General features: G+C 70.2%; 19 protein-coding genes. 9 read left to right on the top strand and 10 right to left on the bottom strand.

Annotated features, from left to right (window positions below):
• Positions 1–30: 30 nt before the first annotated feature.
• Positions 31–2,994, bottom strand: a complete 2,964-nt coding sequence (locus QJS31_RS17515; protein ID WP_282778520.1) for an FAD-binding and (Fe-S)-binding domain-containing protein — start codon at positions 2,992–2,994, stop codon at positions 31–33.
• Positions 2,995–3,153: 159 nt separating this feature from the next.
• Here QJS31_RS17515 and QJS31_RS17510 point away from each other — a divergent pair, with 159 nt between their 5' ends.
• The gene (locus QJS31_RS17510) at positions 3,154–4,935 is read left to right on the top strand and encodes a thiamine pyrophosphate-requiring protein (protein ID WP_282778487.1); all 1,782 of its coding nucleotides are present in this window, start codon (positions 3,154–3,156) and stop codon (positions 4,933–4,935) included.
• A gap of 53 nt (positions 4,936–4,988) precedes the next feature.
• On the opposite strand, the gene QJS31_RS17505 is transcribed toward QJS31_RS17510, so the two are convergent.
• The 3 genes from QJS31_RS17505 to QJS31_RS17495 form a co-directional block, all read right to left on the bottom strand.
• Complete coding sequence (locus QJS31_RS17505) at positions 4,989–6,398, bottom strand: glycoside hydrolase family 15 protein (protein WP_282778488.1); 1,410 nt, start codon at positions 6,396–6,398, stop codon at positions 4,989–4,991.
• 68 nt (positions 6,399–6,466) lie between these two features.
• Complete coding sequence (locus QJS31_RS17500) at positions 6,467–7,486, bottom strand: SDR family oxidoreductase (RefSeq protein WP_282778489.1); 1,020 nt, start codon at positions 7,484–7,486, stop codon at positions 6,467–6,469.
• 263 nt (positions 7,487–7,749) lie between these two features.
• Entirely contained in the window at positions 7,750–8,850 is a 1,101-nt protein-coding gene (locus QJS31_RS17495) for an enolase C-terminal domain-like protein (protein WP_282778491.1), read from the bottom strand.
• Positions 8,851–9,001: 151 nt separating this feature from the next.
• Here QJS31_RS17495 and QJS31_RS17490 point away from each other — a divergent pair, with 151 nt between their 5' ends.
• From QJS31_RS17490 to QJS31_RS17480, 3 genes are read left to right on the top strand one after another with little or no spacing between them, the layout of a single operon-like run.
• Positions 9,002–10,240 carry a cysteine desulfurase family protein gene (locus QJS31_RS17490; RefSeq protein ID WP_282778493.1) on the top strand — a complete coding sequence of 413 codons (1,239 nt, stop codon included), beginning with the start codon at positions 9,002–9,004 and terminating at the stop codon, positions 10,238–10,240.
• Between the two features lie 2 nt (positions 10,241–10,242).
• Positions 10,243–11,367: a tRNA 2-thiouridine(34) synthase MnmA gene (gene mnmA / locus QJS31_RS17485; protein ID WP_282778495.1), complete on the top strand. Its 1,125-nt coding sequence runs from the start codon at positions 10,243–10,245 to the stop codon at positions 11,365–11,367.
• A 46-nt stretch (positions 11,368–11,413) separates the two neighbouring features.
• Complete coding sequence (locus QJS31_RS17480; RefSeq protein ID WP_282778497.1) at positions 11,414–12,463, top strand: methionine synthase; 1,050 nt, start codon at positions 11,414–11,416, stop codon at positions 12,461–12,463.
• A gap of 48 nt (positions 12,464–12,511) precedes the next feature.
• On the opposite strand, the gene QJS31_RS17475 is transcribed toward QJS31_RS17480, so the two are convergent.
• Both QJS31_RS17475 and QJS31_RS17470 read right to left on the bottom strand, forming a co-directional pair.
• Positions 12,512–12,856, bottom strand: a complete 345-nt coding sequence (locus QJS31_RS17475) for a hypothetical protein (protein WP_282778499.1) — start codon at positions 12,854–12,856, stop codon at positions 12,512–12,514.
• 33 nt (positions 12,857–12,889) lie between these two features.
• Entirely contained in the window at positions 12,890–14,143 is a 1,254-nt protein-coding gene (locus tag QJS31_RS17470) for an ATP/GTP-binding protein (RefSeq protein WP_282778501.1), read from the bottom strand.
• A gap of 118 nt (positions 14,144–14,261) precedes the next feature.
• Here QJS31_RS17470 and QJS31_RS17465 point away from each other — a divergent pair, with 118 nt between their 5' ends.
• Positions 14,262–15,077 (top strand): metalloregulator ArsR/SmtB family transcription factor, encoded by an 816-nt coding sequence (locus tag QJS31_RS17465; RefSeq protein ID WP_282778503.1) that lies wholly within the window; start codon positions 14,262–14,264, stop codon positions 15,075–15,077.
• 12 nt (positions 15,078–15,089) lie between these two features.
• Here the strand turns inward: QJS31_RS17465 and QJS31_RS17460 are convergent, their stop codons facing one another.
• Complete coding sequence (locus QJS31_RS17460; protein WP_282778505.1) at positions 15,090–15,509, bottom strand: PPOX class F420-dependent oxidoreductase; 420 nt, start codon at positions 15,507–15,509, stop codon at positions 15,090–15,092.
• Positions 15,510–15,670: 161 nt separating this feature from the next.
• Here QJS31_RS17460 and ligA point away from each other — a divergent pair, with 161 nt between their 5' ends.
• Both ligA and QJS31_RS17450 read left to right on the top strand, forming a co-directional pair.
• The gene (ligA, locus tag QJS31_RS17455; RefSeq protein WP_372341777.1) at positions 15,671–17,752 is read left to right on the top strand and encodes an NAD-dependent DNA ligase LigA; all 2,082 of its coding nucleotides are present in this window, start codon (positions 15,671–15,673) and stop codon (positions 17,750–17,752) included.
• Positions 17,753–17,849: 97 nt separating this feature from the next.
• Positions 17,850–18,350 (top strand): GNAT family N-acetyltransferase, encoded by a 501-nt coding sequence (locus QJS31_RS17450; RefSeq protein WP_282778507.1) that lies wholly within the window; start codon positions 17,850–17,852, stop codon positions 18,348–18,350.
• 81 nt (positions 18,351–18,431) lie between these two features.
• On the opposite strand, the gene QJS31_RS17445 is transcribed toward QJS31_RS17450, so the two are convergent.
• Positions 18,432–19,082, bottom strand: coding sequence for an amino acid-binding protein (locus QJS31_RS17445; RefSeq protein WP_029930689.1), 651 nt, complete (start codon positions 19,080–19,082; stop codon positions 18,432–18,434).
• 244 nt (positions 19,083–19,326) lie between these two features.
• Between QJS31_RS17445 and gatC the strand changes: the two genes are divergently transcribed.
• Together gatC and gatA are read left to right on the top strand one after the other, a co-directional pair.
• The gene (gene gatC / locus QJS31_RS17440; RefSeq protein WP_029930688.1) at positions 19,327–19,626 is read left to right on the top strand and encodes an Asp-tRNA(Asn)/Glu-tRNA(Gln) amidotransferase subunit GatC; all 300 of its coding nucleotides are present in this window, start codon (positions 19,327–19,329) and stop codon (positions 19,624–19,626) included.
• A complete protein-coding gene (gene gatA, locus QJS31_RS17435; RefSeq protein ID WP_282778509.1) occupies positions 19,623–21,092 on the top strand; it encodes an Asp-tRNA(Asn)/Glu-tRNA(Gln) amidotransferase subunit GatA in 1,470 nt (489 codons plus the stop codon). Before gatC ends, gatA begins: the two co-directional genes overlap by 4 nt.
• A gap of 101 nt (positions 21,093–21,193) precedes the next feature.
• Here the strand turns inward: gatA and QJS31_RS17430 are convergent, their stop codons facing one another.
• Together QJS31_RS17430 and QJS31_RS17425 are read right to left on the bottom strand one after the other, a co-directional pair.
• Entirely contained in the window at positions 21,194–22,606 is a 1,413-nt protein-coding gene (locus QJS31_RS17430; RefSeq protein WP_282778511.1) for an alpha/beta-hydrolase family protein, read from the bottom strand.
• Between the two features lie 236 nt (positions 22,607–22,842).
• Positions 22,843–23,838: a hypothetical protein gene (locus QJS31_RS17425; RefSeq protein ID WP_306357171.1), complete on the bottom strand. Its 996-nt coding sequence runs from the start codon at positions 23,836–23,838 to the stop codon at positions 22,843–22,845.
• Positions 23,839–23,843 lie beyond the last annotated feature (5 nt).

The raw sequence follows: 23,843 nt of genomic DNA, 5'->3' as shown, positions 1-23,843 counted from the left end.
CGGCAAACGCCCCCACCAGCTTGTTCTCGGTTACGGCACGACGGGACCGGTGTCCCGGTCCGGTGCGTCCGCGGTGCTCGACCGGTCGAGGCCGTGGGCCAGCAGCTGTGCGGAGTGCACGGGCGCGGTGTCCGGGGCCAGTTCGCGGATCTGGGTGCGGCAGCTGAAACCGTCGGCGGTGACGAGGGTGCCGGGAGGCTGGGCGCGGACGGCGGGCATGAGTTTGTCCTCGGCGCAGGCCACGGAGACGTCGTAGTGGCCGCGTTCGAAGCCGAAATTGCCCGCCAGACCGCAGCATCCGGCATCGAGCACATCGGCGTGGAGACCGCAGCGGCCGAGCAGTTCACGATCCGGGTCGAAGCCGAGGATGGCGTGGTGGTGGCAGTGGGGTTGCACGACCGTATGGGAATCCAGTTGGGGCGGTTGCCAATCGGGGGCACGGTCGGCGAGCAGTTCGGCGAGGGTGCGGGTCTGCGCGGCCAGCCGACGGGCGTCCTCGTCGCCGTGCAGCAGTTCGGGCAGGTCGGAGCGGAAGACGGCGGCGCAACTGGGTTCCAGCACCACCACCGGGGTGCCCGCGCGCAGCTCGGGTCGCAGGGCCCGCAGCGTGCGACGCAGCACGCACTTCGCGGTGGCGAGTTGGCCGGTGGAGATCCAGGTCAGGCCGCAGCAGACGGCCCGGGTGGGAATCCGGACGGTGAATCCGGCCGCGTTCAGGACGCGGACGGCGGCGCGGGCCACCTCGGGCTCGAAATTGTTGGTGAAGGTGTCGGGCCACAGCAACACGCTGCCGCGCTCGGCGCTCGAATGCTGCTCCAGCCCAGGGAAGGTCGTGGTGAAGCGGGTGTCCGCGAAGCGCGGCATACCGCGCTGCGGAGCCAGGCCGCCCGCGCGTTTGACGAACTGCCCCAGCGTCCGGTGCTGGACCACCGCATTGGCGAATCCGCTCATCCCCGTGGCCAGTCGCGCCCACAGCGGTATCCAGCCCATCGAATAGTGCGCCATGGGCCGAATCCGGTTGTGGTGGTAGTGCGAGAGGAATTCGGCCTTGTAGGTCGCCATATCCACGTCGACCGGGCAGTCACTGCGACATCCCTTGCAGGCCAGGCACAGATCGAGCGCGTCGTGCACCTCCTCGGAGCGCCAGCCGTCGGTGATCACGTCGCCGTTGAGCATCTCGAACAGCAGCCGCGCCCGACCGCGCGTGGAGTGCTCCTCCTCGCGGGTCACCCGGTAGCTGGGGCACATCACCCCGCCCTGGTGGCCGCGACACTTGCCGACTCCCACGCAGCGGCCCGCGGCCACGCTGAACCGGTGGTCGTCGTGTGGAAAGGCGAAGTGGGTATCGGGTTCCCAGGGGCGGTAGTCCACGCCCTGGCGCAGGTCCTGGTCGAGGCGCCGGGGGTGCACGACCTTGCCGGGATTCATCCGGTCGCGGGGGTCGAAGACGTCCTCGAGTTCGCCGAACGCGTGGATCAGCCGGTCCCCGAACATGATCGGCAGCAGTTCGCCCCTCGACTGGCCGTCACCGTGCTCGCCGGACAGTGATCCGCCGTAGTCGGTGACCAGACGTGCCGCACGTTCCACGAATCGGCGATAGCGCGCGATCCCGTCGGCGGTGCGCAGCCCGAAGGGAATGCGGGTGTGCACGCAACCGTGTCCGAAATGGCCGTACAGCGAGGAGGATTGGTAGCCGAACTCCCGCAACAGGTCCTCGAAGTCGCGCAGGTAGTCGCCGAGCCGGTCGGGCGGCACCGCGGCGTCCTCCCAGCCCTCGTGGGTTTCCGGTCCGTCCGGCGGATAGGCGGTGGCGCCGAGACCGGCCTCGCGCGCGGCCCACACCTCGGCCTGGTGGTGTGGATCGTCGAGCAGCACGGCGGTGGCGCCGGTGCGGTCGCACACGCCCGCCATCATGGCCTGCGCCGCGCGGTCCGCCGCGTCCTGATCGGCGCCCTGGAACTGCGCCATGAGCCAGCCGTGTCCGTCGGGCAGCTGCCGTATGGCCTGGTCGGCCAGGTGGCGGGTGCTCTCCAGATTCACCAGCCGATCGTCGATCGCCTCCAGCGCCGACGGCTCGTGGGTCAGGACGTGCGGCACCGCGTCGGCGGCGGTGACGATATCGGGATAGCCCAGTACCGCGAGTGCGACCGCTCCGGGCCGGGGCACCAGCTCGATCTCGGCCCGCAACACCGTCACCAGGGTGCTCTCACTGCCCACCAGCAGCCGCGCCAGGTGGAAGCCCCGCTCCGGCAGCAACGCGTCCAGGTTGTAGCCGGACACCCGGCGCGGAATATCGGGATAGCGGGCCCGGATGTCCTCGGCGTAGCGGTCGCGGATGTCGCGCAGCCGCCGCACGATCTCACCCAGCTTCCCGCCGTGTTCGACCAGCTCCGCGTACTGCGCGTCGCTGGTCGCGCCCACCCAGGCGCGGGTTCCGTCGTAGGTGAGGATTTCCAGCCGCCGCACCGAGTCGGCCATCTTTCCGTACTCCTGCGCGGTGGATCCGCAGGAGTTGTTGCCGATCATGCCGCCGATGGTGCAGCTGACATGCGTCGACGGGCGTGGACCCACCATCAGGTCGTACTCAGCCAGCCGGTCGTTGAGCACGTCCAGCGCGATACCCGGTTCGACCACGGCGGTGCGCGCCTCGGGGTCCACCGTGAGCACCCGGTCACAGAATTTGCTCCAGTCCAGCACGACACCGGCATTGCAGCACTGACCGGCCAGGCTGGTGCCGCCGCCACGCGACAGCACCGGCGCGTCGTGGGCCCGGCACACCGCCACCGCGGCCACGGCGTCCTCGGGCGTACGCGGCAGCACCACCCCCAGCGGCACCCGCCGGTAGTTCGAGGCGTCGGTGGAATACGTTGCCCGGGAGCCGGAATCGAAGCGCACCTCACCCTGTACGGCCGCCCGCAGATCGCGTTCCAGCGCCCACAGGTCGATCGCGGGCGCATCCGAGCGATCCCGCGCGCCGTCGCTGCCGCCGTCCATCCCTGTCATCTGGACTCCTCCTCCCGTAGCTGCTCCACGCGGGCCGGTTACCCGCTGTGCGGCGTCGCACACGGAGCCGCATCGGCCGCCCGCGATTGATCGGCTCCACAGCGGGTAGCACGCCGACAGCGGCGGGATACACGACGACGAGGAGGAGCCATGTCCATGGAGGTTTCGGATTACGTACTACAGCGGTTGCGGGAATGGGGCGTCGAGACCGTGTTCGGCTACCCGGGCGACGGCATCAACGGGCTGGTCGCAGCCTTCGGCCGGGCCGATAACCAGCCGCGCTTCGTGCAGGCCCGGCACGAGGAGATGTCCGCCTTCGAGGCCACCGGGTACGCCAAATTCAGCGGCCGGGTGGGTGTGTGCGTGGCGACCTCCGGACCGGGCGCGATCCATCTGCTCAACGGCCTCTACGACGCCAAACTCGACCATGTGCCGGTGGTCGCCATCGTCGGGCAGACCGCGCGCAGCGCCATGGGCGGCAGCTACCAGCAGGAGGTGGACCTGCAATCGCTGTTCAAGGATGTTGCCTCGGAGTATCTGGTCGAGGTGAATGTGTCCAGCCAGCTGCCCAATGCGCTGGATCGCGCCTTCCGCACCGCGCTCACCCGCCGCGCGCCGACGGCGGTGATCATCCCCGCCGATCTGCAGGAGGAGACCTATGAGCCGCCGCAGCACGAGTTCAAGCAGGTGCCGTCGAGCCCGCCGGGCCGGATGGCGGCGGTCGTCACCCCGGCGCGTGCGGAGATCGAGCGCGCAGCCGAGGTGCTCAACGCGGGGGAGAAGGTGGCCCTGCTGATCGGTCAGGGTGCGCGGGACGCGGCGACGGAGGTGCTCGAGGTCGCCGACATCACCGGGGCCGGGGTGGCCAAGGCGCTGCTGGGCAAGGATGTGCTGCCCGATGATCTGCCTTTCGTCACCGGTCCGATCGGACTGCTGGGCAGCAGGCCGAGCTACGAGCTGATGCGCGACTGCGACACGCTGCTCATCGTCGGCTCGAACTTCCCCTACACCCAGTTCATGCCCGAGTTCGGGCAGGCCCGCGGGGTGCAGATCGATGTGGACGGCACCCTGATCGGCATGCGTTATCCGACCGAGGTGAATCTGGTCGGTGATGCGAAAGCCACACTGCGGGAGCTGATTCCGCTGCTGCGCCGCCAACAGGACCGGTCCTGGCGGGAGACCGTGGAGAACAATGTCGCCGACTGGTGGCGCACCGTGGAACACCAGTCCATGCTCGAGGCCAAACCAGTGAACCCCATGCGGGTGGTGTGGGAACTGTCGCAACGCATTCCGGACAATGCCATCGTCACCGCCGACTCCGGTTCGTCGACCAACTGGTACGCGCGTTGCCTGCGCTTCCGCGGCCAGATGCGCGGATCGCTGTCGGGCACCCTGGCCACCATGGGGCCGGGGGTGCCGTACGCCATCGGCGCGAAGTTTGCCCATCCGGACCGCCCCGTCGTCGCGCTCGTCGGTGACGGGGCCATGCAGATGAACGGGTTGGCCGAACTGCTCACCATCGCCCGCTACCGGCAGGAGTGGTCCGATCCCCGCCTGGTCGTGTGCGTCTTCCACAACAATGACCTCAACCAGGTCACCTGGGAGTTGCGCGCCATGGGCGGTGCGCCGAAATTCGAGGAGTCCCAGACCATTCCGGAGGTCTCCTACGCCGATCTGGCCCGCTGCATGGGTCTCGGCGCGGTGGCGGTGGACGACCCCGACGAACTCGCCGGAGCCTGGGAGAGCGCCCTGGCCGCCGACCGGCCCACCGTGATCGACGTGCGCTGCGATCCGGAGGTGCCGCCCATTCCGCCACATGCGACCTTCGAGCAGATGAAGGATACGGCGGCGGCCATCCTGCGCGGCGATCCGGGGGCGTGGCATCTCATGTGGCAGGGGGCGAAGACCAAGGCGCAGGAGATGCGACCCTGAGCCGGCACTGAGCCGGTGCTGATCCGACCGGGCGACCGGAGCGGCCGCCCGGCTCAGGTGTGCGCGCGGTCGCCGAGATGCTGTTCGTGGTGCGCGGCGGAGGTTTCCACCGAGGAGCCGGTGAGTTCGCGGGCGGTATTGACCAAGCCCACCATGCTGAACGCCTGCGGGGTGTTGCCCAGGTGGCGGCCGGTGGCCGGATCGTATTCCTCACTGAGCAGGCCGACGTCATTGCGCAGGTCGAGCAGGCGGCCGAACAGTTCGCGCGCCTGCTCGGCGCGGCCGATGCCGTGCAGGGCGTCGGCCAGCCAGAAACTACAGGCCAGGAAGACCCCCTCACCGCCGGGCAGACCGTCCACCCCGCCGTCCGCATACGGGTCGTAGCGCCGGACGAATCCGTTCTCGCACAGCTCTTTCCGCACCGCGTCCACGGTGCCGTGCACGCGCGGGTCATGCCAGGGCAGGAAGCCGACGCGGGGGAGCAGCAGCAGCGCCGCGTCCACCCCTCGGGAACCGTAGAACTGGGTGAAGGTGTTGCGTTCGGGGTCGTACCCGTGCGCGCACACCTCCCGGTGGATGCGGTCGCGCACCGCCCGCCAATGGTCGACCGGACCGTCGAGGCCGTGTGCGGTGACGGTGTGCACGGCGCGGTCCAGACCGGCCCATGCCATCACCTTGGAATGTACGAAATGCCTACGCGGACCGCGCATTTCCCACAGGCCGTTGTCCGGGTCGGTCCAATGGCCCTCCAGATAGTCCAGCAGCGCCCGCTGCACATCCCAGGCCACGTCGGTGGCCGGGAGTCCGGCGTCGCGGGCCAGGTGCAGGCCGTCGAGGACCTCGCCCCACACGTCCAGCTGCTTCTGGTGCACCGCGGCATTGCCGATCCGCACCGGCGCCGAACCCTCGTATCCGGACAGCCAGGGCAGCCGCTGCTCCGGCAGCCGCCGACTGCCGTCCAAGCCGTACATGATCTGTAGTTCCCCCGGATCGCCCGCGACCGCCCGCACCAGCCATTCCCGCCACGCCCGCGCCTCGTCCACGAATCCGGTGCCCAGCAGCGCCTGGAGGGTGAAGGCGGCGTCGCGCAGCCAGCAGTCGAAGCGCAACCGCAGATCCATGCGCATGGGCACCCGGCCCGAAACCCCCTCGACGACCCGCACCACATCGATGGCCGATCCGCGCGGCGGCATACAGTCCACCACCCGCACCACCCCGTCCGGGGTGTGCCATTCGCTGTCCAGCACCAACGAATCATCGCGATACGAGCGCCGGGTGGCGCTGCCGCCCGCGGCGGGGGCCAACTGCCAGCGGCCCGCCTCCGGAGTGTCCAACAGCGCCGCGAAACAGGCCGGAGAGTCGAATCGCGGCACGCACAGCCAGTCGATACTGCCGTCCTTGGCCACCAGCGCGGCCGTCTGCAAATCGCCGAGCAGCGCGTAGTCCTCGATGGGTGAGGGCAAGCCCGCCTCCTTCCGGTCGTCACTCGCGGGGGGATTGCCGTCGAGGGCAACCCGGTCGCGCCGCGGGCTCACCGACGGGCCAGACCCCAGGCGAGCGCGCCGATACCGGCGGTGGCGGTCAGTGCCGCGGCCGCGAGGGAGCGGTGGTGCCGGGAGAACCACACCTGCGGGCTGTCGTCGTGGGAGCAGCGGTCGAATCGGCCGTGCGCGCCGTAATCCTCGCCGTTCTCGTCGTCCAGTGGCTCCCACAGATTCGCGCGCCGGTCCGGGTTCTCGGGCTCGGAGGTCTGCTGGGAGGCGTAGCCGGTGCGGCCGAGGTAGCGGTCCAGCAGGCCGGGAATGATCTTGTTGCCCAGCAGGGTGCCCACGGTGCTCGCGCCGACCCAGTACTCGCGTCGGCCCGGATGGTCGGCGGCGTGGACGATGGCGTCGGCCGCCACTTCCGGCTGGTAGATGGGCGGCACCGGCTGCGCCTTGCGCGGCATGCGGGTCAGGCCCCAATCGAACTGCGGGGTATTGAGCGCCGGGAGCTGCACCATGGTCACGTGTACCGGGCTGCCCTGGTGCAGCAGTTCGCAGCGCAGTGATTCGTTGAAGCCCTGAATGGCGTGCTTGGCCCCGCAGTAGGCCGATTGCAGCGGAATCCCCCGATAGGCCAGCGCCGAGCCGACCTGGACGATCGTCCCCCGGCCGCGCTGCTGCATGCGCGCCAGCGCGGAGCGGGTGCCGTAGACGTAGCCCAGATAGGTGACCTCGGTGACCCGGCGGAACTCCGCGGGCGAGATCTGCTCGAAGGGTGCGAACAGGGCGGCGAAGGCATTGTTGACCCAGATGTCGATCGGCCCGAGTTCGGATTCCACCCGCTCCGCCGCCACCTCGACGGCATCGGGATCGGCCACGTCGACCGGTACGGTCAGCGGGGTGCCGCCCCGGGCGCGCACCTCCTCCGCCGCGGCGGCGAGCCCGCGCTCACCTCGAGCGAGCAGTGCCACCTTGTCGCCACGCGCACCGAAGGCGCGGGCGCAGGCACGCCCCACTCCGGCGCTGGCACCGGTGATCACCACGACGCGAGAACGCTTGTCGTTCATGGGGTCTCCTCCTCGGGATCGGGATGTCTCGGCCGACGACGCACAGCCCCACAGTCCGGGCAGCGCGTGCCCGCACGGTCCGGCAGCGCCGTGGGGCGCACCGGCTCGCGCCCGCGTAGGTCTCGGGCGCTGCGGTGCGCGTCCGCCCATATGTCGGCGCTCCACGCGCGTCGACCATGCATCGGGCATTCCGGTCATTCGGGTGCGCGAGCCTCACCGCCGAGATGCCCGGCGGTCGCGGAGTCAAACGCCGGGTGCGGCAGTCACCGCAGCCGGTAGTCGGCCGCCGCCGCGGCGATCCGCATGCCGTGGCCGGGCTCGTCCAGGGGTACCGCCAGTTCGCCGTCCGACACCTCGGGCACGCCGTCCACCAGCAGCGGTTCCAGACGGACGTGGTCGATGAACCACTCGATATGACGCAGGTCGGTCACGGCCCCCGCGATCGGGGCGTGCAGCGACGGCGCGCAGTGCGCCGACACATCCAATCCGTGCGCGCCCGCCACGGCCGCACCGCGCAGGAAGCCGGTGTAGCCACCGCAGCGGGTGACATCGAGTTGCAGGCAGTCCACCGCGTCCACCAGCGCGGCCGCGTCGTAGCCGTCGTAGACGTACTCACCGGCGGCCACATCGCACTGGACCGCGTCCCGCACCGCCGCGAGACCGGTGCGGTCGTCGCTGGTCACCGGCTCCTCGAACCACACCACGCCGAGCCGGTCCAGTTCCTGGCCCACGCGCCGCGCCTGGCCCCGGGTGTAGCCGCCGTTGGCGTCGACCATGATGCGCACGTCGGGGCCGGTCAGCTTGCGTACCTGCTGCACCCGTTCCAGATCGCGCTCGATACAGTCGCCGCGTCCCGCACCGATCTTGATCTTGACGGCCCGGCAGCCCGCCGCCAGCCACCCGCCGACCTGTTCGCTCAGTTGATCCTCGTGCAGATTGACGAATCCGCCCGACCCGTACACCGGCACCCGTTCCCGCGTCGCACCGAGCAGCGCGGCCAGCGGGACCTCCAGCAGCCGGGCCTTCAGGTCCCACAGCGCGATGTCGACCGCGCTGATCGCCAGCGCGGCGATCCCCTTCGACCCGATATTGCGGCAGGCGCGGTGCATGGTCGCCCAGCAGCCGGCGATGTCGAACGGCGATTCGTTGCCGAGGTGCGGGGCCAGATGCACCGACACGACCTCCGCGGTAGCGGGCGACCCATAGGTCCAACCCAGCCCGAACTCACCGCCCGCGCCGACCCGCACCACCACCGCGGTGGTCCAATCCCACTCCAGCGTCCCATCGGCCTCGATCTGCTCGGTCGGGAACCGGTACACCGCCACCGCGATGTCCTCGTCGATCCGCACAGTCCTGGTATCCATTGACTCGTCCCCGTTCGGTTGGACTTGATGTCGCGATGGGCGCGACGGCGGGCCCTCATCTGGCCGATACCCACCTTGCGGTCCGCTTATCACCGCCGGGCGGCGACGCCGGGAATATCGGCGTGCGGTCGACGGCTATCCTTGTTTGGTCATGAAGTCGGCTTTCCCGGGTCCGGTCGGTGCCCAGACGGTCTACCTCGATCACGCGGCCACGACACCCATGTTCCCGGTCGCCGTCGAGGCGATGACGGCTGTCCTGGGAACGGCGGGGAACGCGTCGTCGCTGCACGGGTCCGGGCGGGCGGCGCGGCGACTGCTGGAGGAGGCGCGGGAGTCGATCGCGGCGAATCTGGGGGCGCGGCCCTCGGAGGTGATCTTCACCTCCGGGGGGACCGAGAGCGACAATCTCGCCGTCAAAGGGATCTACCGGGCACGGCGTGACGCCGAGCCACGGCGCAACCGGATTCTGGTGAGCGCCGTCGAACACCATGCCGTGTTGGACGCCGTCGAATGGCTGGAGCAGCACGAGGGCGCGGAGGTGACGTGGCTGGAGGTGGACGCCGACGGAGTCGTCTCGCCGCGCACGCTGCGCGCCGCGCTGGAAGCCTACGCCGACGACGCGGCGCTGGTCAGCGTCATGTGGGCCAACAACGAGGTCGGCACCATCCAGCCGATCGCCGAACTGTCCGCGGTGGCACAGGAATTCGACGTTCCCATGCACAGCGACGCGGTGCAGGCCGCGGCGCAGCTGCCGGTGGACTTCGCGGCCAGCGGGCTGTCGGCGGCCAGTGTCGCCGGCCACAAGGTCGGCGGGCCGCACGGCGTCGGCGTGCTGCTGCTGGGCCGCACCGTGCCGTGCGTGCCGATCGTGCACGGCGGCGGCCACGAACGCGATCTGCGCTCGGGAACCTCGGATGTGCCCGCGGCCGTCGGCCTGGCCGCCGCACTGCGCGAGACCGTGCGCGGGATGGCCTCGCGCACCGTCGAATTGACGCGGCTGAGCGATCGTCTCATCGCCGGTGTGCGGGAGCTGGTCCCCGATGCGGTGCTCAACGGCGCGACGGGGGAGCGGCGGCTGCCCGGCAATGTGCACTTCACCTTCCCCGGCTGCGAGGGTGATTCACTGTTGATGCTGTTGGACGCGGCCGGAATCGAATGCTCGACCGGGTCGGCCTGCAACGCGGGCGTGGCCGGACCGAGCCACGTGCTGCTCGCCATGGGCGTGGAACCGGCGCTGGCGCGCGGTTCGCTGCGCTTCTCGCTGGGCCACGACTCGACCGATACCGATGTGGACGCCGTATTGGCGGCGCTGCCGCAGGTGGTGGAGCGGGCCAAGGCCGCCGGACTGGCGAGCGTCGGTTCCACCCCGCATGCGAAGGGAGGCTACTAGCAATGCGTGTACTGGCCGCCATGAGCGGTGGCGTGGACTCGGCGGTGGCCGCCGCCCGCGCCGTCGACGCCGGACACGAGGTCGTGGGCGTGCACCTGGCGCTGTCGACCGCACCGGGGACGCTGCGCACCGGATCGCGCGGCTGCTGCTCCAAGGAGGACGCCGGGGATGCGCGCCGCGCCGCCGACGTGCTCGGAATCCCGTTCTACGTCTGGGATTTCGCCGATCGGTTCAAGGAGGACGTGATCGACGACTTCGTCGCGTCCTATGCCGCCGGGGAAACCCCCAATCCGTGCCTGCGCTGCAATGAGAAGATCAAGTTCTCGGCGCTGGCCGATCGCGCGGTGGCGCTCGGCTTCGACGCCGTGGTCACCGGGCACTACGCGCGCCTCGCCGACGGGGTGCTGCGTCGCGCTGTGGACGCCGACAAGGACCAGTCCTACGTATTGGCGGTACTGACCGCCGAGCAGCTCGCGCGGGCCATGTTCCCGGTGGGCGACACCCCCAAGCCGCTGATCCGCGAGGAGGCCGCTTCGCGCGGCCTCGCCGTGGCGAACAAGCCCGACAGCCACGACATCTGCTTCATCCCCTCCGGTGACACCCGCGCGTTCCTGGGCGCGAAGATCGGTGTCCGGCCCGGTGCCGTCCTCGATGCCGACGGCACCAAGCTCGCCGATCACGAAGGCGTGCACGGCTTCACCATCGGCCAGCGCAAGGGCCTGGGCCTGCCCGGCCCGGCCGCCGACGGCAAGCCGCGCTACGTCACCGATATCGACCCGGAGACCGGGACCGTGCGCGTCGGCTCCGCCGCCGACCTCGAGGTGTGGACGGTGCTCGCCGACCGCGCCATCTGGACCTCCGGCGAGGCCCCCGATGGTCCGATCGAGTGCGTGGCCCAGGTGCGCGCGCACGGCGGCACCGCACCGGCGGTCGCCGAACCCGCCGACGGCGGCCTGGTGGTCCGCCTGCGCCAGCCCCTCACCGGTGTCGCCCGCGGCCAGGCCGTGGTGCTGTACCGCCCGGACGCCGACCACGGTGATCAGGTGCTCGGCAGCGGGACCATCAGCGGCACCGAGCGCGAACGGCATTCGTACGCGACGGAATTGGCGTCGGACGCCACGGTGTGAGCAGCGCGTGTGCCGGTGCACGGTCGCGAGAGACGGAGTAACCGACGTGGGTGACGGCGGAGCGGGCGAGCCGGTGCGGCTCCGGGGTGGTATCGCCACCGGGGTGGGCTCGTGGCCCGGGACCGATATCCGAGAGTCCACGGCGACCGTCGTCGGCGAACTCGGCGATCTCCCGCATCTGGTCGAGTTGCCCGCGCGCGGCGTGGGCGCGGATATGACCGGCCGCGCCTCGGCGCTGCTGGTGGATATGGCCTTCGACAGCACGCCCCGGGGCTACCGGCTGGCCGCACGGCCGGGCGCGGTGGCCCGCCGGGCCCGTGATCTGCTGCGCACCGATCTCGACGCCCTCGAAGAAGCTTGGGAGACAGCCGGTCTGGCGGGCGCCGGGCGCACGGTCAAGGTGCAGGCGACCGGCCCCCTGACCCTCGCCGCCCAGGTCGAACTCCCCGTCGGGCATCGCGTGCTCACCGATTCCGGTGCCCTGCGCGACCTTTCGGAGTCCCTCGCGGAGGGGCTCGCGGGCCATGTCGCGGAGGTGGGCAAACGCCTGGGCGCGAACGTCGTCGTCCAACTCGACGAACCGTCGCTGACGGCGGTGCTGGAGGGTTCCCTGCGCGGTGCCAGCGTCATGAACACCGTGCGCGCCCTGCCCGCCCCGGAGGCCCAGCACATCCTCGACACCGTGATCGCAGCCCAGCCCGCCCCGGTCCTGATCCACAGCTGCGACGCCCGCCCACCGCTGGGGTTCCTGCGCCGAACCACCGCTGCCGCGGTCGGCTTCGACCTGTCCGTCATCGGTACCCGCGATCTCGACAGTATCGGCGAACTCCTCGACACCGGTCGCCACCTGGCCCTCGGCCTGATCCCCACCACCGCCCCCGCCACCCCGACCACCTGGCGCGAGATCGCCGAACCCGCCGTCCGCCTGCTGGATCGCCTCGGCCTACCCCGCCGCCTGCTCGCCACCCACATCCTGGTCAGCCCCGCCTGCGGCCTGTCCGGAGCACCGTTGACCTGGGCCCGCAGGGCGCTGGAACTGTCCGCCGAATGCGCCCGCGCCTTCTCCGACGAACCGGAAGCCCTGAGTTTCGACTGACGTCACCGTCCCCCTGGGGGTCCCGGCCCGGTGCCGGGCCATCCGCGCTCAGGACCCGAAGTACGGCCGCGATCCCGGATGCTGGATCTGCCAGTTGTCCGGTTTCCCCGGCGGATACGCCACCGGAATCTGATCGCCCACCGACGGCCACTGCTTCACATCCCACGCGAACCGCCCGTACGTCTCGTGCGCCACCACCGACGGCCCGGAGATATTGCCGCTGATCGTCACGTACTGATCCCCGGGCACATCCGGTCGCGGACTCACCCCGGTCACATACAGCGTCCCGTTCTCGGCCCCCGTCATCGGCTTCCCCTGCCGTCCGCGCCGGTAGAGCATCACCACCGCCACCAGAGAACCGACGATCATCACAAGGAAGGCGAATTCCAACATGCCTTCCATGCTATTGCGCGGCCCGGCGGTGCCTCAGTGTGCCGTGAGTTCGCTGGTGCCCTCGGGGGTGCGGCGCAACTGCCAGACCGTGGTGCGTTTGGCTTGGGACCGGCCGTTGCCGCGGTCGATGAGGGTGCGGTTGGGGGTGGTGAAGACCAGTTGGGCGCCGTGGGTGTTGGTTTCGGGGTTCTGGAAGAGCTGGATGAGGCGGTCGGTGGCGTCGGGGGTGAGGTGGGCGTCGATATCGTCGACGGCCAGGACGCCGCCGGAGTCGAGGGTGTCGAGGATCGGGGGGAGCAGGCGGAGCAGGGCCAGGGTGGCGGTGGACTCCTCGGTGATGCCGAAGGGGGTGTCGATGCCGTCGTGCACCAGTTCGAGGCCGACGCCGCGGCGGGCCACCATGCGGGCGTAGAGGGCGTCGCGGGCGGCGTAGAGGGCGGTGAGTTCGCGATGCAGCACCGTGACGGTCAATCCGTGATCGCGCAGCAGCACCTCGGCGCGGGCGGGGGAGGTGGTGGCGGCGTCGATCTCCTTCGCGGTGGTGGCGATATCGCTGTCCAGCTCGCGCAGATAGTCGGCGTACATGGGGTCGTTCTCGGGGATGAGCAGATCGGTGATGCCGAGATCCGCGGAGCGCAGCAGCGTGAGCAGGCGGGCGGCGTGGTCGGTGGAGCGGGAGATGTGACTGCCCAGGCGGTGCGCGATGGCCTGCGGATCATGCTGCCCGCGTTGGACTTCCAGCAGTGACTGGAACCAGCGGTAGGCGGGGACCAGTGCTTCGGCGTACATCTGCCCGGACAGGCTGAGCAGCAAGGCATTCGGGCGCACCAGCGGCACCAGGGCGCCGATGCCGTAGCGGGCGGCCTCGAACATGGGGCCGACGCGGATATCGGTTCCGGTGCGTTCGAAGACGATGCGCTTGCGGTTGTGCGGGTGCGTGTGCAACCACTCGGCCGTCACGTCGGCGTTGTCGAGCCGGAATCCGTAGGTGTACGGGCAGCCCTCGGCCACGAAGTTGACCACGAATTCCGAAGGGCGGTCCGGGAATCCGAGATGCGGGTTGCGGACGGGTCCGGCGAAGGGATCCCAGCCGGTGACGGAGTTCAGCACCGCGTCGCGCATATGCCACAGCGCGTCGACGAGCGAGGTCTTGCCGGTGGCGGCCCCGCCGTGCACCGCGGTGACCGGAACCGCGACCGGTCCGCTACCGCGGGTGAGCCGCAATTCCTGCGGTTCGGCGAGGGATCTGTGATTCGACACCTGGAAGCTGCGCAACACGCTCGCCATCCTGCCGGGCGCTGCCGGAATGCGCGAGCGGGGGGTCTCGTCGCAACCCTTGACATGCAACCAATAGGTTGCCTATGGTCTAATGTGCAACCAAGGAGTTGCCTATTGAGGAGATGGCGTGGACGAGGTGTTCAAGGCACTGGCCGACGCGAGTCGCCGCCGCCTGCTCGACAGCCTGAACGACCGCACCGGTCAAACGCTGCGCGAGTTGTGCGCCGGGCTCGACATGTCCCGGCAGGCGGTCAGCAAGCATCTGGCCGTGCTGGAGGCCGCCAATCTGGTGACCACCCGCCGCCACGGCCGGGAGAAACTGCACTACCTGAACGCCGCGCCCGTCAACGCCATCGCCGACCGCTGGATCAACCGCTACGACCGCGGGCGGGTGCACGCACTCGCCGACCTCAAGACCGCATTGGAGAGCACCATGGGCAGCAACGAATTCGTCTACGCCACCTACATCAAGACCACCCCGGAGAAGCTGTGGCAGGCCCTCACCGAACCGGCCTTCACCAAGCGCTACTGGGGCGCGAGCTTCGACACCGACTGGCAGCCGGGCTCGGAAATGGTCTGGCACGAACGTGAGTGGACGAGCAAGGCTCCCGAGCAGGTGGTGCTGGAGGCGCAGCCCTACACCCGGCTGTCCTACACCTGGCACTCCTTCGGCCCCGAGTACGGCAAGGAGTTCGGGCTCGACCAGGACACCATCGACGCATGGGCGAACGAGACCCGCTCCAAGGTGACCTTCGAACTCGAACCGGTCGGCGCACTGGTCAAACTCACCGTCGTGCACGACGGGTTCGACGACGGCAGCGGCCTGCTCGAGGCCATCAGCCACGGCTGGCCCGGCATCCTCACCAACCTGAAGGCCCTGCTGGAAACCGGCGAGACCCTGCCCGAACTCGACCCGGACGCCTGGACGCCCGAATCTGTGTGAGCCAGCGGCGATTCAGCCGAGCATGCCGTACGCCCGCGTCGTCGTGATCCGCACGACGACGCGGCGGTCGGCCACCATGGCCCGCCGATAGTCGTCCCAATCCGGATGCTCCCCGCTGAGCGCGCGGTAGTAGGCGATCAATTCCTCCACCGTCGCATCGCCCTCCTCGGCCGCCACCGGCGACAGCTCCGCCTTCCCCTCCAGCACCGCGTACGACCAGAAGTCCTCGCTGGTCACATGCAACGCCGCCCACGGCTCCCGCCGCAGATTGTGATACTTGGCCCGATCGGCCGTGATCGAGATCCGAATGATCCCGTCCTCCGCCACCCAGTGCGTGACATTGGACAGCTGCGGCCGCGTGTCCTTGCGAATCGTGGCCAGTACCGACCGGCTGTGCTCGCGGGCGAATGTGACGGCGGTCTCGATATCCATACGCTCTGCAACCGCCGTAGGCGTGGCGCTGTTCCCGCCGCACAGTGTCCGAAATCCGCTGGTGCGAGACAGCACCGACCGGTCGCGACTTGGTGGTGATACCCGCGCGACGTGCGGGAATGTCGCGCCTGAGTGTCGGTGGGCTCCGATAGGGTGCCTGTGTGAGCGAATCGGGAATCGAGATCACCCCGGCGAGCGGGGACGAGCGCGTGGAGTGGCAGCGACTGGCGGAGGAGGTTCGCGACCATCAGTTCCGCTATTACGTGCGGGACGCGCCGATCATCTCGGATGGGGAGTTCGACACGCTGTTCCAGCGGCTCGAGGCGCTGGAGGAGGCGCATCCGGATCTGCGGACGCCGGATTCGCCGACGCAGCTGGTGGGCGGGGGATTCACCACCGAGTTCGCGCCGGTGGACCATCTCGAGCGAATGTACTCGCTGGACAATGTGTTCAACGACGAGGAGATGCGGCAGTGGATCGCGCGGGTGGAGGCCGAGACCGGGCCGGACATCCAGTACGTGTGTGAGGTCAAGATCGACGGCGTCGCTCTCAATCTGGTCTACGAGGACGGGCGGCTGGTCCGCGGCGCGACCCGGGGTGACGGACGCACCGGGGAGGACGTCACGCTCAACGCGCGCACCATCGACGACATCCCGCACGTGCTCACGCCCAGCGACGAATTCCCGGTGCCGAAACTGCTCGAGGTGCGCGGCGAGGCGTATATGACGCTCGAGGACTTCGCCCACCTCAATGCCGCGATCGTGGCGGAAGGCAAACCGCCGTACGCGAATCCGCGCAATACCGCGGCCGGATCGCTGCGGCAGAAGGATCCGGCGGTGACCGCGCGGCGGCGGCTGCGCATGATCTGCCACGGCTTCGGCCGCCTGGACGGCTGGTCGCCGGAATCCCAGCACGAGGCGTACCGGGCGCTGTCCGCCTGGGGCCTGCCGGTCTCCGCGCACACCGTGTTGTTGCGGGGTGCGGACGCGGTACTCGAGCGCGTCGCGTACTGGGGTGAGCACCGCCACGACATCGAGCACGAGATCGACGGCCAGGTCGTCAAGGTCGACGAGTTCGCGCTGCAACGCCGCCTCGGCGCGACCTCGCGGGCCCCGCGCTGGGCCATCGCGTACAAGTACCCGCCCGAGGAGGCCACCACCACACTGCTGGACATCCAGGTGAATGTGGGCCGCACCGGCCGCGTTACCCCGTTCGCGGTCATGGAGCCGGTGACGGTCGCGGGCTCCACCGTCGCCATGGCCACCCTGCACAATGCCGCCGAGGTGCGGCGCAAGGGCGTGCTCATCGGCGACACCGTCACCATCCGCAAGGCCGGTGACGTGATCCCCGAGGTGCTCGGCCCGGTGGTGGACATGCGCGACGGCAGCGAACGCGAATTCGTCATGCCCACCCGGTGTCCGGAGTGCGGTACCGAACTCGCCCCGGAGAAGGAGGGCGACGCCGATATCCGCTGCCCCAACCAGCAGTACTGCCCGGCGCAGCTGCGGGAACGGGTCTTCCACGTGGCGGGCCGGGGCGCGTTCGATATCGAAGCGCTCGGCTACGAGGCCGCCGTCGACCTGCTCGAATCGGGAGCCATCGCCGACGAGGGCGACCTGTTCGATCTCGACGAGGACAAGCTGCTCACCACCAAGCTGTTCACCACCAAGAACGGCACGCTCTCGGCGAACGGCAGGAAGCTGCTCGACAATCTGGCGGCCGCCAAGGACCGCCCGCTGTGGCGGGTGCTGGTGGGCCTGTCCATCCGGCATGTCGGGCCGACCGCCGCGCGGGCGCTGGCCTCGGAATTCTGGAGCATGGAGCGCATCGACGCCGCCACCGTCGAGGAACTCGCCGCCACCGACGGTGTCGGGCCGACCATCGCCGCCGCGGTGGCGGAGTGGTTCACCGTCGACTGGCATCGGGCCATTGTCGACAAATGGCGGGCCGCGGGCGTGCGCATGGAGGATGAGCGCGACGAGTCCATCGAGCGCAATCTGGAGGGGCTGTCGATCGTGGTGACCGGTTCGCTGCAAGGGTTCACGCGCGACGGGGCCAAGGAGGCGGTCATCGTGCGCGGCGGGAAGGCGGCCAGTTCGGTGTCGAAGAAGACCGCCTTCGTCGTCATCGGCGACGCGCCCGGATCGAAAGCGGCCAAGGCCGAGGAATTGGGGGTACCGATTCTCGACGAGGATGGCTTCCGGCGGCTCCTGGAGGGCGGACCCGACGCCGTCGGGGGGTGAGCAAGATCATGGGGAACCGGTGGCGGTCGCCACTCGCGCACTGCCGCCGTCAGTTCCCCGTGATCGAATGTCCAGTGCTGGGTCGGATGGAGGCGGTATGGGTGTGGAGATCCGGGAGGCGCGGGCGGGGGAGTTCGCGGCCGTCGGGGCGTTGACGGTCGAGGTGTATGTGGGGGAGGGGCATGTGAATTCGCGCAGTGATTACGTGGCGGAGCTCGCGGATACCGCGACGCGGGCCGCCGCGGCGGAGGTGCTGGTGGCGGTGCGGGGGGACGAGCTGCTCGGGTCGGTGACGGTGGCCCGGCCGGGAACGCCGTTCGCCGATATCGCCCGGCCGGGCGAACTGGAGTTCCGCATGCTGGCCGTGGCGAAGCGGGCGCGCGGCCTCGGCGTGGGCTCGGCGCTGATCGATCGGGTGGTCGAGATCGCGCGGGCCGAGGGCCGCGCGGGCGTCGTCCTCACCACCATGCCGACCATGGCCGATGCCCGCCGCATCTACGACCGGATCGGTTTCGTCCATGTGCCGGAACGAGATTGGCGGACCATGGCGGGGACGCCGCTCACCGTGATGCGGCTGGATCTGCGCCAGGAGACGTAGCGCCCACCTCGACGGATGCGAATCCGCTAGGGCGCGTGGCCGTTTCGACTAACCCAGCTTTCGACTAACCCAGCTTTTCGACTAACCCAGCACAGTGGCGATTATCCCGGCCAGATAGCCCAGCCGCGCCACCTCACTGGGCCGGAAATCCGGTCCGCCCGGGCGGCCGAGCAACAGCACCTTGCCCGTGTCGCCGAGGGGCGCGGCGGCGAGTTTGGTGTCCATGTCGCGCCAGATCTGCGGCACCCAGTCGGCCTCGCCGTCGAGTACGCACGGCTTCTCCAGGGGCATCCAGGGCGCCGACGCCGCCTGGGTGGAGGGTGCGCTCTGGCTGCCGACCACGCGGTAGGCCCCCTGCGGACCCATGTCGATAATGGTGCTCCAGCCGACCCGCAGCACCCGCGGCACCCCGTCCACCAGCACTTGAAGCCGGTCGTCGCGGGCACTGGCCACCTGGTCGATGAGCTCGAGTTCCCGATGCGTGTCCAACATCCCGGAGTACGGGCGCAGCGAGTCCACGAGCACGTCGGCCAGGGATTCGGCCGCGGTGATCAGGGTGTCGGGGAGTGCGCCGGGCGGCACCTCCACCACGATGTCGTCGATCGCGTAGCCGTCGCCGCGTTCGACGACATCCAGCGAGAGGATGTCGGCGCCGACGGAGCCCAGCGCGAGGGCGAGTGAGCCGAGACTTCCCGGGCGATCCGGAAGTTGCACGCGGAGCAGAAATGACACGTGCGTCCCTTCCTTTCCTGTGCAACCGACAACTCGGAACGGATACCCGAGTCTGGCAATACTTACACCCTCGTGAGACCGTTATCGAGTCGACGGGATTCCGGTGACGTGGACCACTGCTCATTGTGGCGGCTATCGAGTGTGCCCGCCATGGTCCCGACCGGTGACGGACGCCCCCGCACGAGTCGATAGGCTGTCGGACAGCCGAATCACCACGCTAAACCATGCCGAAAGGGGTCCCGCGGTGCCCGCCATCTCCCGCGACGAGGTCGCACACCTCGCCCGGTTGTCCCGGCTCGCCCTGACCGAGGAAGAACTGGACCTGTACGCCGGTCAGCTGGATTCGATCCTGAACCACGTCAAGGCCATCTCCGAAGTCGCCGCCGCCGATGTCCCGGCCACCGCGTCGCCGAACCCGGCGACCAATGTGACCCGCCCGGACGAGGTCCAGCCGTGCCTGACCCCGGAGCAGGCGCTGTCCGGCGCACCCGCGGTCGAAGAACAGCGGTTCATGGTCCCGCAGATCCTGGGAGAGGGCGAATGAGTGACCTGACACAGCTGACCGCGGCCGAGCTGGCGGAGCAGATCCACGGCCGCGAGGTGTCCTCGGTGGAGGTCACCGAGGCGCACATTCAGCGCATCGCCGAGGTCGACGGCGAGATCAACGCCTTCCTGCACGTCTCCGGCGAGCAGGCGCTCGCCGCCGCCGCCGAGGTGGACCGGGCCGTGGCCGCCGGGACCGTGGCTTCGCCGCTGGCCGGTGTTCCGTTGGCGCTCAAGGACGTTTTCACCACCACCGATCAGCCGACCACCTGCGGGTCCAAGATCCTGGAGGGCTGGGTCGCGCCCTACGACGCCACCCTGACCACCAAGCTGCGCGCGGCCGGTATCCCGATTCTCGGCAAGACCAATATGGACGAGTTCGCCATGGGCTCCTCCACCGAGAACTCGGCGTACGGGCCGACCCGCAACCCGTGGGACTCCGATCGGATTCCGGGCGGTTCCGGCGGTGGTTCGGCGGCGGCGCTGGCCTCCTACCAGGCGCCGCTGGCCATCGGCACCGACACCGGCGGCTCCATCCGGCAGCCCGCGGCCGTGACCGCGACCGTCGGCACCAAGCCCACCTACGGCACGGTGTCGCGCTACGGCCTGGTGGCGTGCGCGTCCTCGCTGGACCAGGGCGGGCCGTGCGGTCGCACCGTACTGGACACCGCGCTGCTGCACGAGGTGATCGCCGGATACGATCCGCGCGACTCCACCTCGCGCGATGTGCCGGTGCCGCCCGTGGTCGCCGCCGCCCGCGAAGGCGCGCGGGGTGATCTGAAGGGCGTCAAGGTCGGTGTGGTCAAGGAACTGCACTCCGACAGCTACCAGCCCGGCGTGCTCGCCTCCTTCGACGCCGCCGTCGCCCAGTTGAAGGATCTCGGCGCGGAAGTGATCGAGGTGTCGTGCCCGCACTTCGAGTACGCGCTCGCCTCCTACTACCTGATCCTGCCGTCGGAGGTGTCGTCCAACCTGGCGCGCTTCGACGCCATGCGCTACGGCCTGCGCGTCGGCGACGACGGCACGCATTCGGCCGAGCAGGTCATGTCGCTCACCCGCGAGGCCGGATTCGGCCCGGAGGTCAAGCGCCGCATCATGATCGGCACCTACGCGCTGTCGGCCGGTTACTACGACGCGTTCTACGGTCAGGCGCTGAAGGTGCGCACCCTCATCGCGCAGGACTTCGACTCCGCGTACGAGAGCGTCGACGTGCTGGTCTCGCCGACCAGCCCGTTCACCCCGTGGAAGCTGGGCGAGAAGGTCAACGACCCGCTCGCCATGTACCTGTCCGACCTGTGCACGCTGCCCACCAACCTGGCCGGACACTGCGCCATGTCGGTGCCGTCCGGGCTGAGCCAGGACGACGGCATGCCGGTGGGCCTCCAGATCATGGCCCCGGCCCTGGCCGACGACCGGCTGTACCGCGTCGGCGCGGCCTACGAGGCCGCGCGGGGACCGATCGTCTGAGTGTTCGCGGGCTTCGGCCGCAATCCCGGTGACCACTGAACTGATCCGGCCCACGCGAAACCCGGGGCCGGATCAGCTCTCGGGGGCCGGATCGGCTGGGTTCAGCAGGTGCCGAGGCGGGTGCCCTGGTCGGGGCCGTAGCGGTGACCGTGGCCGGTGGGGGCGTCGAGGGCGGCGAGGAGGTCGGCGGTGGTCTGCAGGAAGCTCACCACCGGGAGCCACGGCGGGACGGGTGCGTCGGGGCGGGTGTCGGTGAGGTTCGCCGGGCGCCACAGCAGGGCGGGGGACCAGTGCACCACGGGGTCGGAGGCATTGGCGAGAACCGTTGCGCCGCCGCGGTTGACGGCTCCGGCCGGGGGGCCGGCCCAGAGGACGGCGCAGGTGCGGCGGTCCTGGTCGGCGTCGTCGGGGAAGATGGCGCTGCCGCCGAGCGCGCCGAGGCTCTGGCCGTAGACGTAGAGCTTCGGCGGGTGAGGGAGGGCGGACAGACGCTGTTCGATGGCCGTGAACACAGCGCGGGCGGACCGTTCCGCGGCGGCGCGGCCGAAGACGAAGGTGGCCCAGCTCGGTGCCGCCGAGTATTGCAGGCCGACCAGCGCCACATCGCCGTCGAAGCGGTCGTCGAGACCGGCGGCGGCCTCGGCGTCGATCCAGCCCGAACCGGTGGGAACGGTGACCACCAGATGTGAGCGCCGCAGGCCGCCGGAGCGCTCCAACTCCCGAATGGCCAGTGCCACGCGGGAATTCAGATCCGGGGCGGAATCGAGGCCGACGTATACCCGCACCGCTCGCGCGGGCGTACCCGCCACGAAGCGACGGCCCTGCGCGCCCAGTGACGGCCAGCTGACCGTGGATACCGGGCTGCCCGACCGCGCGGCGGAGATCGGCTGCCGCACCGCCGGATCCACCGCGGCGTTCGCGGCGGCGTAGGCGTCCTGCCGCCACTGCACCACCGCCGGAACCGCGACCCCCTGCGTCGCCACCACCAGCAGGACGCCGAGCACCGCACTGCGCAACCGTCCCATGCGCCTTACCAGCCAATGGATTCCGTGCGCGAGCCCGACGGCCGCGCCCACGATGAGAGCGGTTCCGAGCAGCCACCACAGCCAGTACTCCGCGCCGACCTGCGCGACCCCCATGGCGTCCCGCAACCGCGTCTGCCAATGCTCGGCATACCCGACGGCCCCGCCCGTCGCGACGACCGCCACCAGCAGCGTCGGCTGCCGCCACCGCGCCGTCACGGCATCGACATGCACGCCGCAGCGCCGCAACGTGAACCGCACCAGCCCGGCCAGCGCGAGACCGATCACGGCCAGCAGCCCGCTCAGAATCGCCTGCGCCGACGGTGTGCGCGGCAGCAGCCCCGGAGCCAGTGAGGCGAGTACACCCAGCGTGATTCCCACCGTGGTGCCGAGCCGCGGCGTTGCCGCGGGACTGATGGACACGAAACGAACCCGCGGCCCCCGCCGCTGCCGCTGATCGTCGGCCGGATCGAAATCCGTGGACCGGCCCATCGGCCGTCTCCGATCCTGCGGGGTCGTCGGCGTCACGCGCTGCGGACTTCGACCCCCGCGGTCGCCAGCGTTCGAACGGGCGGATGCACGGTGCCGCCGGTGGTAATCCGGGTTGTCGTGTCCCGTCGTGCGTTGCCGTGCTCGGTTGTCGTGGTCTGTTGGCGCTGTGGTGTGCGGCTGCGACTCCGGTGGTTCACGGCGCTGTGCGGCATCGGCTGCGGGTTCATGTGTGGTGTTCATGCCGAGGTCCCCCGTGCGCTCGCTTCGGTGGTGGGGCGGCGGAACCCGCCCGTATCCGGTCGATCGGCGCGGCGGCGCAGGCCGCGGCCGGTGGCGAATCCGCTCAGCGCCAGCGCAGCGGCGGCGAGCGGGTAGGCGGCCGCCATGGATGGCGAGGTGGGAGCCGTCGCGTCGGCGAGATTCTCGTGGACGGGCGGTCCGTAGTCCTGGCGGCGCGAGTTGAGGTCCACGGCCGTGGTGGCGACGCTGGCCATGATGCGGCAGCGGGCGCGGGCGATCGGTTCCTGGCGCGCGGTGCAGGCCGCGTGCATGCGCTGCTCCAGGGTGGCGTCGAGCGCCTGTCGAGCCCACGCGGTGAGCGGCTCGCCCCGCGCATCGGCGTAGCGCAGCAGATCGTATCCGAGATCATGGGCCTTGCAAGCGTTCTCGAACTCGGCGGGCAGCGGAACAGGGGAGGAGCAGTCGCCACCGGGGTTGACCAGCAACCCCTGCTCGACCGTCGGGTGATAGCCCATGACGGCGGCGAAGTCGGGCGGGATCGCGGCACCGGATCCGGCCGTGGAGGTGAGTGCGACGACCGCCGACCGCGCACCGGCGTTCTCGTCGCGCACCGTGCTCGGAATGGGCGCGCCGTTCCCGGTCCCGGCGGCCGAGCCACCGTCATCAGCGGTGGGATCGCCACCCACGTCGGTCGCCGGAACGCCGGTGATCGCTGCGGCGACCCGAGGTGGGATGGTCGGCAGTCGGTCGCCGACGGCAGCGGCGGCGTCCGGACTGTCGGAGTTGACCGCGACAGCACCGTCGGGTGTCGCGGGATTACCCGGGGCGGGTGCGGTCGCGGTCGCGACAGGGGCCGTTGCCACCGTGGCGGCCAGCAGCACCGCCGCCGCGGCCGCCAGCCGCGCACCGCGGATCGGCCTACTGGAGCGTGATGCGGTGGGGCACGGGTGGGGACGGCGGGGACGACCCTGGTGGTCCGGGCTCACGATCATGGTTT

The sequence above is a fragment of the Nocardia sp. CC213A genome (genome assembly GCF_030766805.1).
Taxonomy (GTDB): domain Bacteria; phylum Actinomycetota; class Actinomycetes; order Mycobacteriales; family Mycobacteriaceae; genus Nocardia; species Nocardia otitidiscaviarum.
This window is presented reverse-complemented; position numbering and strand designations above follow the sequence as displayed.